We start from the raw sequence: 14,651 nt of genomic DNA on the forward strand, positions 1-14,651 counted from the left end.
ACCGTTTCACACTTTTCGGTCCGGTGCCTTAAGCCGGTTCCACATAACGCGGAAAGATCGGCGCGGGTTCGGGCAAAGCGCGGCCCGGCGCGTCCGTGTCGGCCTGCTTCGCAAAGGCAAAATGGCGATGCGACGGCGCGACGGCAAGAAGGTCGAGCAGCCGCTCCGCCGCCTGCGGCGTGAAGGGCTGTGCCAGGATCGCAACGACGCGCAGCACCTGCGCCGTGACATAGAGGATCGTGCCCATCCGTTCGGGATCGGTCTTCTTCTTCGTCCACGGCTCTTCGTTGGCGAAATAGCGGTTGGCGTCGCCGACGACGCGCCAGATGTCCGCCAGGACAGCATGCAGCGCGAAGCTTTTCATCGCGTCGCGAGCCTTGCCGATGAGTGCATCCGCTGAATCGAGAATTGCCTTGTCGGCATCGGTATAAGCGCCCGGCAGCGGCAGGCGCCCGGCAAAATTCTTGGCGATCATCGAGAGCGAGCGCTGCGCCAGATTGCCGAGGTCATTGGCGAGGTCGGCATTGATGCGGTTGACGATCGCCTCGTGCGAATAATGGCCATCCTGCCCGAACGGCACTTCGCGCAGGAAGAAATAGCGCAATTGATCGACGCCATAGGTGGCGATGAGATCGGCCGGGCTGATGACATTGCCGACCGATTTCGACATTTTCTCGCCGCGGTTGAACAGGAAGCCGTGCACGACGATCTGCCTCGGCAGCGCGAACCCCGCCGACATGAGAAACGCCGGCCAATAGATGGCGTGAAAACGGGTGATGTCCTTGCCGATGACGTGGGCGTCGGCCGGCCAGAATTTTTCCCACGTCGCATCCTGTTGCCAGGGAAAGCCGGTGCCGGTGATATAATTGGTCAGCGCATCGACCCAGACATACATCACATGTTTAGGATCGCCGGGGACCGGAATGCCCCAATCGAAGGTCGAGCGGCTGATCGAAAGATCGGTGAGACCCCGCTCGACGAAGGCGACGATCTCGTTGCGATACGTCTCTGGCACGACGAAATCGGGGTTGGCGCGATAATGCGCCAGCAGTCGCTCCTGGTAGGCCGAAAGCTTGAAATAATAGCTCTCCTCCTCGACCCATTCGACTGACGCGCCGCTCGGCGCGAAATATTTGCCGCCGTCGCCTTTCGTCAACTCGGATTCGTCGAAGAAGGCTTCGTCGCGGACCGAATACCAGCCGGGATATTTCGAGAGATAAATATCGCCGTTGACCGCCATGCGGCGCCAGATCTCCTGGGCTGCGGCGCGGTGCGCGGCGCTGGTCGTGCGGACGACGACATCGGCCTCGGCGTTGAGCGCCGCGCCCATGGCCGCAAATTGCGCCGCCGTGCGGTCGGCGAGCGCGAGCGGCGTGATACCTTCGCGCGCCGCGGTCTGCTGCATCTTCTGGCCGTGCTCGTCCATGCCGGTGCAGAAGCGGACATCATAGCCGTCGAGGCGCTTGAAGCGCTGGATCGCATCGGTCGCGATCCGCTCGTAAGCGTGGCCGATGTGCGGCGCGCCATTGGCATAAGGAATTGCGGTCGTAATGAAGAAGGTCGGGGGCTCAGCCATGTTTGCTCATCGGCCGCGCCGCGACCGGGCCTCAGGCAGAAAGCGCCCGAGCCGCCGCGAGTTCGGCAAAAATCGACAGGATGACGGGCCGCTTGTCGAGATTGAGAGCCTCGGCTTCCCGCGCCGCATCGGCGGCTTTTTCCCATACCTCCGCCAGCGGCGCAAGGCGCGCCGGCCCGCGTGCCGCCTCGGCATGCAGGCGCTCGTCGATCCAATCCACAATGGCCGTCAGAACGCGATCGCAATCGTCCGTCTGGTCGCGACCGGTGATCCGGTCGGCCAGGGCATGGACGGCGCGCCAATCGAGCGCCGGCAGTGCCGCAAGCAGCCCGCGGACTTGATTGTCGAGCGCGATCCCTTCATCGGCGAGGAGGCTCAGCGCCGTCGCAACCGAGCCTTGCGCCCGTGCCGCCGCGGCGCTCCGCTCGGCCTCGCTCGTCTCGGTCCAAGGTTCTCCGAGCGTGCCGATGATCTGCAGAATGGCATCGCTGGAAAGCGGCCGCAGCAGCAGCATCCGGCAGCGCGAGCGCAGGGTGGGCAAAAGCAGCGCCGGCCGGTGCGACACGATGAGAAACAGCGAGCGCGGTGGCGGCTCCTCGATCAGCTTCAACAGCGCGTTGGCGGCGGAATTGTTGAGGTCGTCGGCGGCGTCGACGATGCAGATGCGATAACCGCCCGCCGCCGCCGCCGAGCGGAAGAGATGCGAGGCCTGTCGGACATCATCGACGCGGATTTCGGTATAATGACGTTTGGATTTTTCGTTCCATTCCCGCCGCAGCAGGACGACATCGCCATGCGACAGCGCAGCGACCTTATGCGCAATGGGATCGTCGGCGCCGACGCTGAGATCCGGCGCATTCTGCACAGGGGCTGCGGCAGGATCGGGATGCGCCAGGAGAAAGCGCGCAAGCCGCCAGGCAAGCGTGGCTTTGCCGACGCCGACAGGACCGCCGATGATGAAGGCTTGCGGCAGACGATCGGCGCGATAGGCCTCGAGCAGCTCCTGCTCCGCCTCGCGATGGCCGAAGAAGGCGCGCGTCTCGCGCGGATGCGGCGCCTCCTCGATACGATCGGCCTCCGGCGCGGCTTCGAGCGGTTTAGGCGCCATGCAGCGCCTCGCCCTGCGCGCTTGCGTCCGCATCGAGCAGCCGATGGCTGATCGCGTCCCAGATCGCCTGGGCGACTTCGGCTTCGCTGTGCGCCGCATCGACGACAACGCAGCGCTCCGGTTCCGCCGCCGCGATGGCGAGATAGGCCTTGCGCAAGGCCGCGTGGAAGGCGAGGTCCTCGCCCTCGAACCGGTCCGTAGGTGCACCGGCGCCGCGGCGCTCCGCCGCCCGCTCAAGCCCGATTTCCGGTGGCAGATCGAGGATCAAGGTCAGGTCGGGCCGCGTATCGCCAACCGTCACCCGTTCGAGGGCACGCAGAAAGCCGGGATCGAGACCGCCGAGCGTGCCCTGATAGGCGCGCGTCGAATCGGCGAACCGGTCGCAGACGACCCATTTGCCTGCCGCAAGCGCCGGCGCGATCGTATGATCGATATGGTCGATGCGCGCCGCGGCGAAGAGAATGGCTTCCGCCTTGGCGCCGAGCGCTTTGATCATTCCCGACAGCAGCAGGTCGCGGAGAATCTCGGCGCCGGGTGAGCCGCCGGGCTCGCGCGTCGAGATCGCCTCGATGCCGCGTGCCTGCAGCCGCGCCACAAGATAGCGCACTTGCGTCGATTTGCCGGCACCCTCCCCGCCCTCAAGCGTGATGAACGTGCCGCGCCTTGGCGGATTTGTAAGCGACGGATCCGAGTTCATTTCTTCAGGACATATTTGCGGAACATCTCTTCGGCATATTCAAGGCTCGCGTCCATCGCCCGGCGCTGCAACGAGCCGACGCCGATATTCGTCGTCGTCTTCAACGGCACGTCCAATATTTCGTTCGGGCCGCGGAAGATGCGCAATTGCGCCACCTCGCGTCCGGCGGAAACAGGGGCGACCAGCGGTCCCGTATAAACGATCTGGCCGTGCAGTTTGTCGTCGGAATTGCGCGGGATCAAAACCCGAACCGGCTTTTCGGACACCAGCGGCTCGTAGCCAGTGCTGCCGCCGTAAACATCGGCATAACCGACGATCTCGCCCGGCTTGAACAGCATCTTCGACTCGAACGAGCGAAATCCCCATTGGAATATCCGCACCGCTTCGGCTTCGCGCTCCTTGGCGGTCCGGGCGCCGTAAATTGCGAGGATGAGCCGCTGGCCGTTCTGCACGGCTGAAGCGACAATGCCATAGCCGCTGTTGTCGATATTGCCGGTCTTCAGACCGTCAGCGCCGATATCCATCGCGAGCAAGGGATTGCGGTTCGGCTGCTTGATCTTGTCCCAGGTGAAGTCCTTCTCGGAAAAATAGTGATAATATTGCGGGTAGGTCTTGATGATATAGGCGGCCAGGTTGGCCATGTCCCGCGCCGTGACCTTCTGGTCCGGATCGTCTTGGCCCCAGGGGTTGGTGAAGGTCGTGTGCGTGAGGCCGAGCTCGCGCGCGCGCTCTGTCATCCGGGTCGCAAAGGCGCCTTCCGAACCCGCTATGCCTTCGGCGAGTACGATCGCCGCATCGTTGCCGGAGACGACGACGAGGCCGCGGATCAAATCCTCGACCCTGATCCGGCTGTGAAGGACGGCGAACATGGTCGAGCCACGCGCCATGGCGCCGCCGGTCCGCCAGGCATTTTCGCTGACCTCAAACATATCGTCGAGTTTCAGGCGGCCCTGCGCCAAGGCGCGAAAGACGAGTTCCGCCGTCATGATTTTGGCGGTCGAGGCCGGCGTCTCCGGCGCGTCGGCATTCTTCTCGAAAAGGACGGTCTGCGAATCGGCGTCGATCAAGATGGCCGAGGGAACGCTGGTCTGAAACGCCTGCTCCGCCTGGGCCGGCCCGGACGCTATCAACGCGACGAAAATCAGCGCGGCTATTTTTCCAAGACTGCGGCTCATCGCCCGATTCACGTCCGTCCTCATCCGCTCCGGACTCCGCGCCGCCGCAGCGGCGATTGAGAATCGATCACGTCCGAAAGTTTGGACGTACGCGCGGAACTCTCGAATCGGCCTGCCCGGCTCGAACTTCAAACGTCCAATGCGCGCCAGCCAGAACTGGGGCGACCGAAATCGCCGCGATCAAGCGTCTGCAACATGCGTCCACGGCCGCGAGAAATCAACGCACCTCGCAGATCGACGCACCGGTTTGCACGATCGATCCGCGCGGCGAACCGAAATCAGGCGCATTGCGATTTATTGGGCGGCGGTCTCGCCGATCGGCACGCCGGCGCCGGGGATCGTTTCGAGATCGAAGGGGCGTACCGGGGGCATCGGCACCTTGCCTACGAAAATATGGCCGGGCGGCAAAGCATCGGCGGATTCGCTGCCGTCTCCCGGCTGGGCCGCAGCAGGCTGTTGCTGCGCCACGGCCGGCGCCGTTTGCGGCACATCGTTCGGATCGGCCGAGGCGGTCTGCACCGGCTCGTCGGCAGCATCGGCGTTGGCCAGCATGCTCGGCGCGCCGGATGGTGTCGACCCGTCGTTGCGCAAGGTGGACGCCAATTTCTCGTCGTCGGACCCTTCGAGGCTCGCGCGGCCGAGATATTCGATCTTCACCTTCGTCGTGCCGGTGCGGCGGAAATCGAGCAGGTCGGCGACGCGGCGCGACACGTCCATGATACGGCCCGGCGCGAAGGGGCCGCGGTCGTTGACCCGCACGACCATCGAGTAATGATTGCGCAGATTGGTGACGCGCGCATAGCTCGGCAGCGGCATGGTCGGATGCGCGGCCGAGATCGAATTGCGGTCGAAAATTTCGCCGTTCGCGGTGCGGCGGCCGTGGAACGCATCGCCGTACCAAGAGGCATAGCCGACGGCGACATAATGCTTGCGCTCGCTCGGATAATACATGTGCCCGGCGACCATATAGGGATGGCCGACGAGATATTTGCCGCCGCCGTGCGGAACCGCTTCGCCGTCGGCAACGACGCGCGGACTTGCCGCGCCATAGATCGATTGCGGGAAATATTCGGAGGAATGGACTCCGACCGGTTGTTGCGCACAACCGCCAAGCCCAAGCGCGGCGACAGCCGCAACGGCGAGCGGCGCAAAGAAGAAGGCCGATACGCGAGCCGACTTCGTCGGAGTGCCGGAGCGCCCGATATAAGCCAAGCGCGGCCAGAACTTTAAGCTATCCAACCCGAATCCCCCGTCTTCCGCATGCCGCATCGTGACCCCGCTTCGCGGATGAAGCTGCGCGCGCGGCCTTGCTAAAACTTTAAATGTTCAGCACTGGCGGCCGCGCGATTGCGGCATGCAAGACTTGGGAGTGGGCCCAGGAATTCAGACGAAATTGCGGCAAGTGCATCGGTGTTGCATTTTGGTATCCGCCTAAGACCATGCAATCTCTTCGCATTTCCGCGTCCAAAAGCGGTACGCAAACGTACGGGATCAAAGGGAAAAATCACATCGGCGAATTTGCGTTAACGACAAATCAAATTTTTCCAATCGTGTGGCCGACTGCAACGCTTAAGAGCTGAAATCTCCCTGCCGTTGCCTTGGGGTGACAGGTTTTGGTTGGAGTCTGCCTTAATCTGACAATGGTGGCGCGCTTGCAGATTCGCAGGCCGTGGGTTCGAGCATTGCGGAGGGGCTGTGAAGACATTTCATGGGACGGTCGGCTTGGTTATGGCGCTGATCGCCGGCCCTGCCCTCGCTGCGGACCTGCCTTCCACCAAAGCGCCTCCGGTCTATGCGCCGCCGCCGCCGGTTTTGAGCTGGACCGGGTTCTATCTCGACGCCTCGGGCGGTTACGGCGAATGGGACGGCAACACCACGACGGCCATCGCCGGGACCAACGAAGTCCAAGGCGGCCGCGGCTTCCTCGGCCGCGTCGGCGCAGGCTTTGACTATCAATTCGCCGATCATTTCGTCGCCGGCGTCTTTGGCGACGGCACCTATGGCCGCATGACCGGCATCATCCAGGATGCGGGCGCGGGATTGAGCGGCAACACCAATCAGAACTGGTCATGGGCGGCCGGCGGCCGCTTGGGCTGGCTGATGACGCCGGACCTTCTCATCTATGGCAATGCCGGCTTCACCCAAGCGCATTTCACCGGCTCGACCCTATACGGGTCCTTCACCGGCGCCTTCAGCGGCAATTCGATTCCCGGTTTCACGGCGAACGGCTGGTTTGCCGGCGTCGGCTTCGAGACCCTGTTTGCCCCTGGCTGGTTCTGGCGGACGGAATATCGCTTCGCCGATTATAGCGCGCGCAATTTGGCCGATACCGGCGCGCTGGGGCCGCTCAACAGCATCCACTTCCATCCCTACGCTCAGACGATCACCTCGGGCGTCGTCTACAAATTCGGCTGGCCGGATTTCAATGCGCCCGGCATTCCGTCGTTCACCCAGATCACCGATGGCTTCGGCCCGGCTCCGGCGGTAACGAACTGGACCGGTGTCTATGCCGACGCCGGGATCGGCTACGGCCTCTGGACCGCCAATACCAGCGTCTATAATCCGGCAACCGGCGGCTGCCTCGTTTGCGTCACGCAGCGCCAGGGTGGCCGCGGCGTCTATGGCAGCGTCGGCGCGGGCTATGATTACCAGCTGACGAGCAAGATCGTCGCCGGCGTTCTCGGCGAATACAATCCCTCCGATATGCGTGGCACGCTCGTCGATCAGGCGAACGGCCTCGTCGGATCGGTCAGCCAGAATTGGGCTTGGGCGGCGGGCGCACGGCTCGGCTGGCTGGTCTCGCCGGCGGTCTTGACTTATGCCAAGGCCGGATTCACCCAGGCGCGCTTCGGCGGCGCCAATCTGCAAGGCGCGTTCGGCGGCGGCGCGACCGGGATCGGCACGCCCGGCTTTACGACGGACGGCTGGTTCGTCGGCGGCGGTGTCGAGGCGGAATTCGCGCCCGGCTGGTTCTGGCGGGCGGATTATCGCTATGCCGAATACGGCTCGCACGAACTTCCCGAGCTCGGCGCCGGCGCACCGACGACGATCCATTTCCGTCCGGAGGAACAGGCCGCGACCTTGGGTCTTGTCTACAAGTTCAATTGGGCGCCGCCGGCGCCGGCTCCGGTCGTGGCGAAATACTGAGCGGCAAGGACGGGCGCGGAGCCTATTCGCGGCCCGAATTCGGGGCCGCGATCCGGTAATGCTCGGCGAGATGAAAGCCGATGAGTTCGGCGAAGAGCTTGAACATGCCGACGGCGGCCGGCGTCTTCACGCGCGCCGGCTTGGTATCGACCGCGCATAAGGTGCCGAAGAAGCTTCCGTCCGGCAGCAGCAGTGGCACCGAAATGTAGCTCTGGAAGCCGTAGAGTTTGGGCGTCGGATGCTGGCAATAGACCTCGTCTGTCGCGACTTCGTCGATGGCGACCGGCCGCCCGCTCTGTCTTATGTCGCGGCAGATGGTCGTTTCGATCACGAGTTCGTCCCCGGGCTCGATGCCGAAATTGATCGTGTCGCGCACGTCGCAGGCGACCCAACGGTCTTCCGTGACGCGCGCGACGACGGCAAAACCCATGCCCGTGGTTTCACAGACGACGTCGAGGATCGTGCGCACGACCGGGATGCGCTGGACAAGGCTGATATCGAAACCGATCGGATCGGGTACTTGCATTGCAAATATCCCCTATCGTTGTCCGACCCATTATAGCGGCAGCGTCGACACAAATGAAGGCGAAGGTCCGGCAACGCGGCCGCAGCCGGCGATGCGTCCGGTGCGCGGTCGCGCCGACGGTGTCGTTTGATGGCGCCGGACCGGCGCCCGGCTAGGTGAGATTATTGGCGACGGCGTTGAACTTGGCCGAGAGGCTGGTGCCGACGGTGGAGATGGCGGCAATGATCACAACGGCGATGAGCCCGGCGATGAGGCCATATTCGATAGCCGTGGCACCGGATTCGTTCTTAAGAAACGCGCGAAAGATCTTCATCTGATTTCCTTATTACGCGGACCGCATAGCATGCCGGAACGGCGAGCCCATGCTTACAGGCCGGCCGCTGCAAACTGCTTAATGAATCGTAAGCAGATGGACGCGTGCGTGGTTGGGATTTGTTTACCTTGGCCGCAGCAATATTTCGTTCAGCGTAAATTTTCGCGCGACGTCGGAGTTTGCCGATCTCGTCCCGCCAATCGGATTTCGCCGGGATCGACGACCTGGCCGCTTTGCTCGCCGGCAACCGCGATTATTTTTCTGGGGACGCGGCTCCCGCGCGACAGCCGCCGAGCTTGAATCCCGGCGCCGGTAGGATGCAATCGGGTGCGGCGATGAGCCGGGCGGGAGGAGCCCTCGAATGCCAGAACCATCCGACCTTGGCGGCGACGAGGAATGGTCGGAAATCGATCTCCGTGAGTTACGCCTGGCGATGGAGAACGGCCACTCCATCGAAAAAGCTGCGCGCTTCCTCTGCCGTGTGACGGCCATGGATGAAGTGGCTCATAAGGTCTTTGAGCTGGGGCTTAAGCAGAGGCCGAAACCCCGCCGTAAAGCAAATCGGCATTGATCAATTGACTCTGCCGAGCAGCGGTCCAGATTCGGGCTCCTTGTTTTGCGTAAGGAGGATGTCTTGGCTGCTCGTCCTTATTGGAGGGGATACCTCAAGCTGTCCCTGGTCTCCTGCCCGATCGCGCTTTACCCCGCGACCTCGAGTTCGGAGCGTATCGCCTTCCGCCAGATCAACAAGAAAACCGGCAATCGGCTGCGCCAACAGCTCGTCGACGAGGTGACGCGCGAGCCGGTCGAAAGCGAGGACAAGGGCAAGGGCTACGAATATGCCAAGGACAGCTATGTCATGATCGACGATAACGAGCTCGAGGCCGTCCAAATCGAGAGCAGCAAGACGATCGATATCGACGCTTTCGTGCCCAGGGCGCAGATCGACGAGCGTTATTTCAATTCGAGCTATTATATCGTTCCCGACGGTAAGGTCGGCCAAGAGGCGTTTGCGGTCATCCGCGAGGCGATGCGCGACAAGAAGATGGCGGCGCTTGCCCGGGTCGTTCTCAGCAAACGCGAGCACGTCATCATGCTTCAGCCCTGGGACAAAGGCATGATGGGAACGACGCTGCGTTACCCTTATGAGGTCCGCAAATCAGACGATCTCTTCAGCGAGATCGAGGACTTCAAAATCCAACCCGATATGCTGAAACTCGCGGACCATATCGTCGAAAGCAAAACGGCCGATTTCGACCCGGCGCAGTTTCACGATCGTTATGAAGACGCCGTGGTCGAATTGATCCGGTCGAAGCGCGCCGGCCTGCCGTCGGCGCCGCAGCGCCTGTCCGAGACGGCGCCGAATGTCGTGAGCCTTATGGACGCGTTGAAACGCAGCCTAGCCGACGGTAAGCGCACCCCGGCGGCCGATGCCCCCGCCCCGGCTCCAAAGGCGAAGCCCAAGAAACCTGCCAAGCGCGCGCAGGGCCAAGCTGAAATGCTTCTGCCGATTGAGGGAAAGGGCAAGAAGTCCGAGCCCGCTGCAAAGCCCGCCGGTCGCTCGGCGCCGCGCAAGCGTGCGGGCTGAAGGGCACGGCCAGCGAACGCATTGCGCCGCTGCGGCCAGGAAGACCGAGGGTCTCAGCGGCGATAGCGCAGCAGGCCAATTAAAATGACGGGGATGAGGAGGAGCAGAACGGCAGCAATGATGCCCTCCGCCACGTGAATGGCGCCTCGATCGGTGACGCCAATCAGAAAGCACCACCAACCAACCAGTCGATCAAGCATCGCGAATCCCCCCGGAAAAGCCGACAGATAGCGCACCGCCGAGGCATCGCAAGGCCAAAGCTAAGTCACTGAGATTATGGCGACCCCGGCAGGGCTCGAACCTGCGACCTGCCGCTTAGAAGGCGGCTGCTCTATCCAGCTGAGCTACGGGGCCTTGCCCGGTCTGTTCGTTTCAATGCGTCCACTGGCCTAAACGCGTCGATTTAAAATTGTCGGAATAGGACAGGATTTTGCGGCTCGTGGGCTTCGGCTCTTCGAGCAGGAAAGGAATGCCGTTCTTTTCGGCATAGGCCATCGCCTCCGCCTGCGTGCCGAACCAGAGCCGAACCTGGCGGCGCGTGTCGCGCGTGCCGGTCCAGCCCATGAGCGGATCGATCTGCGGCGCGAATTCCGGCGGAAATTCAAGCACCCAGTTCTTGCTTCTCGCCTGGCCCGATTGCGTCGCCGTCCGGCTCGGCCGATAGATGCGTGCGTTCATTCCTGAAATCCGATCTTCGACAATCGACAAGTTGGTCGGGGCAGCAGGATTCGAACCTGCGACCTGAAGTACCCAAAACTTCCGCGCTACCAGGCTGCGCTATACCCCGAAGAGCGATAAGCCGCCCTGCCCGTTCGGCGTCCCAGCTAGCATGCCCCCGAAGACCGGACAAGGCGCCGCCCTCATGGGGTGAAGATGGCGTCGCGGACCCGGTCGCCCACCTTGAGGCCGATCCGGGCGGCTGTCCCGCCACGGACTTCGAGCACCGCGTCGGTCGGCACGCCGACGCTCAAAATCTTCTCCGACATGGGCTCGGCATTGGCGATAATGCCGACGACCTTGCCGGTCTTGTCCATGAAGATCATGTCGAGCGGAATGAAGGTGTTCTTCATCCACATCATGATGTTTTGCTCGCGCTGGAAATCGAACAGCATGCCGTAATCGGCCGGGATCGATTTGCGGAACATCAGGCCCTTTTCGAGATCGGGCTGAGAGCGCATCACATCGACATTGAACGGATGGCTGCCGCTCGACGTCTCAATCGCCAGGACGTTGCGATCGGATTGCGCAAGTCCGGCAAGCGGCGCGACGGCAAGCAGGGCGAGAAACGCGCCGAAAACGCGCCAGTGACGAACGAAATGAGAAGGCGCCATAGCATGATCCGGTTGCGCAGCCCCGCGGCCGCGCTTCTCATGCCGGATCAGTGCGAGGAAGGCAAGGCCGCTTCGAGCGGCCGTACCTCGGCCGCCATCAGGCCTTTCGGGCCGTCGCCGAAACGCACCAGCAGGCTGTCGCCGGGTTTCAGCTCGGCAATGCCATAGCGGCGCAAGGTTTCCATGTGGACGAAAATGTCCTCGGTGCCGTCGCCGCGCGAAACGAAGCCGAAGCCACGCACACGGTTGAACCATTTGACGACGCAGATCTCATAGCCGCTGGTCGGCGTGACCTGGACATGCGTGCGCGATTGCAATTGCGCCGGATGGATGGCGGTCGATTCGTCCATCGATACGACACGCAAGACTTGCAAGCCCTTGCTGCGGGCCGCCGCCTCGCAGACGATACGGGTGCCCTCGTGGGCGGTCTGGAAACCGTCGCGCCGCAGCGTCGTTACATGCAGAAGAACGTCCGGCAGGCCATTGTCGGGTACGATAAAACCGTAGCCTTTGGCGACGTCGAACCATTTGATGCGCCCGGCGATCTCGACCAGGCCCAGACTTGAAGCGCCAATCTCTTCGGCGCTCTGTTCAAGCTCAGTGCTTACGCCCGCATGCGCCGATTGAAAATCGCTGCTGCTCAACGGACCAGCTCCCCACGCCCCGCTCGCGGCTTAGCCACGATGCGCAATCACATCGAATCAATCTCATCTCGATAATGAGGATAGCATTCGGCGGTTGCGGCAAAAGCGGGAAATTCGGCGAAGCTGTGGATGACTCCAACAATGGCGTGCGCTGGCGCACGCGAGATCGAGAGCGGGATGATTTCGCAACAATTTTCCGCGCCGGCCGCTTGGCTGCGCAAAAATTGGCGGAGGCGGGAGTGAAAAACTGGCTCCCTGAGCAGGACTCGAACCTGCGACCGATCGATTAACAGTCGATTGCTCTACCAGCTGAGCTATCAGGGAACGGAAGCGCGCATATAGCAAGCTGTGGGCCGCTTTGCAAAGCTGGAAATAAGCCGGAATGAACCTTCCCGGCGGCTTTTGTGCCGCGCGAGTTGCCGTCGGCGGTGCGCCTTGCTATAGCGGCGACCGCTGGCGGGGCCGCCCCTGCCGCGACGGCCTCGTGGCGGAGTGGTTACGCAGAGGACTGCAAATCCTTCTATCCCGGTTCGATTCCGGGCGAGGCCTCCATTCGGGCACCCGGCCGGACCGCGTGCCCTGCGCGCGCTAGGGCTGCTCAGAGCGCTGCTTGCCTAAGGCTTTTTGGCGCGGTTCACCGCATAATCCATGAGTTTGAACTTGGCGGCATAGGGCAGCGCGCGGATAAATTTCGACAGCGCCGTCAATTGCCAGGGAAAGGCGATCTCGAATCCGCCGCGTTCGAATCCGTCGCAGATGATTTTCGCCGCCGCCTCCGGCTCGATTTTATAAGGCTGGGCGAAATCCTTTTCCTGGTCGGTCATCGCCGTGCGGACGAAGCCGTGATTGATGACCTGGAGCGTGACTCCGGCCTCGCGATACATCTGCGACAGCGCTTCGGCCATATAGATGAGCGCCGCCTTGGAGGAGCCGTAAATCGCCGAAGACGGCAGGCCGTTATAGCCGGCAAGCGAGGCGTTTATGGCGATCTGGCCGCGGTGGCGCTGCGCCATCGCCGCCAGCAGCGGGTCGAGGCAGTTGGCAGTGCCTTGAACGTTGACCGCGTAAGTTTGCGCGACCAAGGCGGCGTCGAAGCCTTCGCGCTCGACATGAAGCGACAGGCCGGCGTTGAGAAAAGCCAGCGCAATCGGTCCCTGATCCTTCTCAATCTGCGCGATCAGCGTTCGATTGCCGGCCGTGTCCCGCACGTCGCCGGGATAGGCGAAGATCTGCGCCGGGCGGGTTGCGGCGAGCTCCCTCAAGTCATCGGCGCGGCGCGCCATGGCCGCGACGCTATAGCCGCGCTCGGCCAACTCGATGACGACGGCACGGCCGATGCCGGAACTGGCGCCGCTGACGAAAGCGATGCCGTCGCTCGGCTTGGCCCGGTAGCTTTTCTTGCTCATGCGCCCGCACCACCCCGATCCATGACGGCAAAGCGCCTCACCGGCGCGGCTCGACAGGTCGCGCTGCGAGCTTTTATATAGCCCATGATTTTGGTCAGGAATGCCAATATGCCGGTCCGGGAAAACGTTGTCGACGCCATCGGGCACACGCCGCTCATCAAATTGCAGCATGCCTCGAAGGCGACCGGCTGCGAGATTTACGGCAAAGCCGAATTTGTCAATCCGGGCGGCTCGATCAAGGACCGCGCCGCGCTCGCCATCGTCCGCGATGCCGAGGCGCGCGGCACGTTGAAGCCGGGCGGCGTCATCGTCGAGGGAACGGCGGGCAATACCGGCATCGGCCTCGCGCTCGTCGCCAATGCGCTGGGCTATCGCACGGTGATCGTCATCCCGGAGACGCAGAGCCAAGAAAAGAAGGACATGCTGCGCCTTCAAGGCGCCGAATTGATCGAAGTTCCGGCCGTTCCCTATTCCGATCCCAACAATTACGTGAAGCTCTCCGGCCGGCTCGCCGAGAAGCTTGCGCATGAGCACATCCAGGGCGCAATCTGGGCCAATCAATTCGACAATGTCGCCAACCGGCAGGGCCATATCGAAACGACAGGGCCGGAAATCTGGGCCGACACGGACGGCAAGATCGACGGCTTCGTCTGCTCGGTCGGCACCGGCGGCACGCTCGCGGGCGTTGCCCTGGCGCTCAAGGCAAAGAACCCGAAAATCAAGATCGCGCTGGCCGATCCGCTCGGCGCCGCACTTTATGAATATTACACCAACGGCGTTCTGAAATCGGAAGGCACTTCGATCACCGAAGGCATCGGCCAAGGCCGGATCACCGCCAATCTTGCGGACGCGCCGGTCGATATCGCCTATCAGATCACCGACGAAGAGGCCCTGCCCGTTCTCTTCGATCTTGCCGCGCACGAAGGTCTGCTGCTCGGCGGCTCGTCCGGGATCAATGTCATCGGCGCGTTACGCCTCGCCAAAGAGCTTGGCCCGGGTCATACGATCGTCACCATCCTGGCGGATTCCGGGGCGCGCTATCTTTCGAAGCTCTACAATCCGGATTTCCTGCGCTCGAAACATCTTCCCGTGCCGCCCTGGCTCGAGCGTCCGGTCTCCATCAAACCCCCTTACGTGTGA

General features: G+C 62.8%; 16 protein-coding genes and 4 tRNA genes. 5 read left to right on the plus strand and 15 right to left on the minus strand.

Annotated elements, in window-relative coordinates:
• Positions 1 to 28 precede the first annotated feature (28 nt).
• The 5 genes from metG to Q0025_RS00905 form a co-directional block, all read right to left on the minus strand.
• A complete protein-coding gene (gene metG, locus Q0025_RS00885; RefSeq protein ID WP_297295109.1) occupies positions 29 to 1,576 on the minus strand; it encodes a methionine--tRNA ligase in 1,548 nt (515 codons plus the stop codon).
• A 31-nt stretch (positions 1,577 to 1,607) separates the two neighbouring features.
• A complete protein-coding gene (locus tag Q0025_RS00890; protein ID WP_297295110.1) occupies positions 1,608 to 2,684 on the minus strand; it encodes a DNA polymerase III subunit delta' in 1,077 nt (358 codons plus the stop codon).
• Positions 2,674 to 3,381 (minus strand): dTMP kinase, encoded by a 708-nt coding sequence (gene tmk, locus Q0025_RS00895; protein ID WP_297295111.1) that lies wholly within the window; start codon positions 3,379 to 3,381, stop codon positions 2,674 to 2,676. The genes Q0025_RS00890 and tmk overlap by 11 nt, the downstream gene beginning before the upstream one ends.
• Positions 3,378 to 4,556 (minus strand): D-alanyl-D-alanine carboxypeptidase family protein, encoded by a 1,179-nt coding sequence (locus Q0025_RS00900; RefSeq protein WP_297295112.1) that lies wholly within the window; start codon positions 4,554 to 4,556, stop codon positions 3,378 to 3,380. The genes tmk and Q0025_RS00900 overlap by 4 nt, the downstream gene beginning before the upstream one ends.
• Positions 4,557 to 4,850: 294 nt before the next feature.
• Entirely contained in the window at positions 4,851 to 5,795 is a 945-nt protein-coding gene (locus Q0025_RS00905) for a septal ring lytic transglycosylase RlpA family protein (protein ID WP_297295113.1), read from the minus strand.
• 456 nt (positions 5,796 to 6,251) lie between these two features.
• Between Q0025_RS00905 and Q0025_RS00910 the strand changes: the two genes are divergently transcribed.
• On the plus strand, positions 6,252 to 7,703 hold the full coding sequence (locus Q0025_RS00910) for an outer membrane beta-barrel protein (protein ID WP_297295114.1): 1,452 nt from the start codon (positions 6,252 to 6,254) through the stop codon (positions 7,701 to 7,703).
• Between the two features lie 22 nt (positions 7,704 to 7,725).
• On the opposite strand, the gene Q0025_RS00915 is transcribed toward Q0025_RS00910, so the two are convergent.
• Positions 7,726 to 8,229, minus strand: coding sequence for a GAF domain-containing protein (locus tag Q0025_RS00915; protein ID WP_297295115.1), 504 nt, complete (start codon positions 8,227 to 8,229; stop codon positions 7,726 to 7,728).
• A gap of 151 nt (positions 8,230 to 8,380) precedes the next feature.
• Positions 8,381 to 8,542, minus strand: a complete 162-nt coding sequence (locus Q0025_RS00920; RefSeq protein WP_297295116.1) for a Flp family type IVb pilin — start codon at positions 8,540 to 8,542, stop codon at positions 8,381 to 8,383.
• A gap of 361 nt (positions 8,543 to 8,903) precedes the next feature.
• On the opposite strand from Q0025_RS00920, the gene Q0025_RS00925 reads away from it, so the two are divergent.
• Positions 8,904 to 9,113: a hypothetical protein gene (locus Q0025_RS00925; protein WP_297295117.1), complete on the plus strand. Its 210-nt coding sequence runs from the start codon at positions 8,904 to 8,906 to the stop codon at positions 9,111 to 9,113.
• 63 nt (positions 9,114 to 9,176) lie between these two features.
• Positions 9,177 to 10,130: a Ku protein gene (locus Q0025_RS00930; protein ID WP_297295118.1), complete on the plus strand. Its 954-nt coding sequence runs from the start codon at positions 9,177 to 9,179 to the stop codon at positions 10,128 to 10,130.
• Positions 10,131 to 10,183: 53 nt separating this feature from the next.
• On the opposite strand, the gene Q0025_RS00935 is transcribed toward Q0025_RS00930, so the two are convergent.
• From Q0025_RS00935 to Q0025_RS00965, 7 genes are all read right to left on the minus strand, one after another.
• On the minus strand, positions 10,184 to 10,366 hold the full coding sequence (locus Q0025_RS00935; RefSeq protein ID WP_297295119.1) for a hypothetical protein: 183 nt from the start codon (positions 10,364 to 10,366) through the stop codon (positions 10,184 to 10,186).
• 41 nt (positions 10,367 to 10,407) lie between these two features.
• A tRNA-Arg gene (locus tag Q0025_RS00940) sits at positions 10,408 to 10,484 on the minus strand.
• An 18-nt stretch (positions 10,485 to 10,502) separates the two neighbouring features.
• Positions 10,503 to 10,808 carry an ETC complex I subunit gene (locus Q0025_RS00945; RefSeq protein WP_297295120.1) on the minus strand — a complete coding sequence of 102 codons (306 nt, stop codon included), beginning with the start codon at positions 10,806 to 10,808 and terminating at the stop codon, positions 10,503 to 10,505.
• Between the two features lie 32 nt (positions 10,809 to 10,840).
• Positions 10,841 to 10,917: transfer RNA gene (locus tag Q0025_RS00950), tRNA-Pro, on the minus strand.
• A 73-nt stretch (positions 10,918 to 10,990) separates the two neighbouring features.
• A complete protein-coding gene (locus Q0025_RS00955; protein ID WP_297295121.1) occupies positions 10,991 to 11,461 on the minus strand; it encodes a DUF192 domain-containing protein in 471 nt (156 codons plus the stop codon).
• Between the two features lie 47 nt (positions 11,462 to 11,508).
• Positions 11,509 to 12,036, minus strand: a complete 528-nt coding sequence (locus Q0025_RS00960; protein ID WP_297295204.1) for a cold-shock protein — start codon at positions 12,034 to 12,036, stop codon at positions 11,509 to 11,511.
• Positions 12,037 to 12,353: 317 nt separating this feature from the next.
• Positions 12,354 to 12,429: transfer RNA gene (locus tag Q0025_RS00965), tRNA-Asn, on the minus strand.
• Between the two features lie 154 nt (positions 12,430 to 12,583).
• On the opposite strand from Q0025_RS00965, the gene Q0025_RS00970 reads away from it, so the two are divergent.
• A tRNA-Cys gene (locus Q0025_RS00970) sits at positions 12,584 to 12,657 on the plus strand.
• A 62-nt stretch (positions 12,658 to 12,719) separates the two neighbouring features.
• Here the strand turns inward: Q0025_RS00970 and Q0025_RS00975 are convergent.
• Positions 12,720 to 13,511, minus strand: a complete 792-nt coding sequence (locus Q0025_RS00975; protein ID WP_297295122.1) for an SDR family NAD(P)-dependent oxidoreductase — start codon at positions 13,509 to 13,511, stop codon at positions 12,720 to 12,722.
• A gap of 108 nt (positions 13,512 to 13,619) precedes the next feature.
• Here Q0025_RS00975 and Q0025_RS00980 point away from each other — a divergent pair, with 108 nt between their 5' ends.
• Complete coding sequence (locus Q0025_RS00980) at positions 13,620 to 14,651, plus strand: cysteine synthase A (RefSeq protein ID WP_297295123.1); 1,032 nt, start codon at positions 13,620 to 13,622, stop codon at positions 14,649 to 14,651.

The organism is uncultured Methylovirgula sp. (genome assembly GCF_947646745.1).
Taxonomy (GTDB): Bacteria; Pseudomonadota; Alphaproteobacteria; order Rhizobiales; family Beijerinckiaceae; genus Methylovirgula.

What these genes read in the sequence shown, in the direction of transcription:
- Q0025_RS00890 (WP_297295110.1), bottom strand. Translation starts at nt 2,684, where the DNA reads ATGGCGCCTAAACCGCTCGAAGCCGCGCCGGAGGCCGATCGTATCGAG.
- Q0025_RS00900 (WP_297295112.1), bottom strand. Translation starts at nt 4,556, where the DNA reads ATGAGCCGCAGTCTTGGAAAAATAGCCGCGCTGATTTTCGTCGCGTTG.
- Q0025_RS00920 (WP_297295116.1), bottom strand. Translation starts at nt 8,542, where the DNA reads ATGAAGATCTTTCGCGCGTTTCTTAAGAACGAATCCGGTGCCACGGCT.
- Q0025_RS00945 (WP_297295120.1), bottom strand. Translation starts at nt 10,808, where the DNA reads ATGAACGCACGCATCTATCGGCCGAGCCGGACGGCGACGCAATCGGGC.
- Q0025_RS00925 (WP_297295117.1), top strand. Translation starts at nt 8,904, where the DNA reads ATGCCAGAACCATCCGACCTTGGCGGCGACGAGGAATGGTCGGAAATC.
- Q0025_RS00975 (WP_297295122.1), bottom strand. Translation starts at nt 13,511, where the DNA reads ATGAGCAAGAAAAGCTACCGGGCCAAGCCGAGCGACGGCATCGCTTTC.
- Q0025_RS00915 (WP_297295115.1), bottom strand. Translation starts at nt 8,229, where the DNA reads ATGCAAGTACCCGATCCGATCGGTTTCGATATCAGCCTTGTCCAGCGC.
- metG (WP_297295109.1), bottom strand. Translation starts at nt 1,576, where the DNA reads ATGGCTGAGCCCCCGACCTTCTTCATTACGACCGCAATTCCTTATGCC.
- Q0025_RS00955 (WP_297295121.1), bottom strand. Translation starts at nt 11,461, where the DNA reads ATGGCGCCTTCTCATTTCGTTCGTCACTGGCGCGTTTTCGGCGCGTTT.
- Q0025_RS00980 (WP_297295123.1), top strand. Translation starts at nt 13,620, where the DNA reads ATGCCGGTCCGGGAAAACGTTGTCGACGCCATCGGGCACACGCCGCTC.
- tmk (WP_297295111.1), bottom strand. Translation starts at nt 3,381, where the DNA reads ATGAACTCGGATCCGTCGCTTACAAATCCGCCAAGGCGCGGCACGTTC.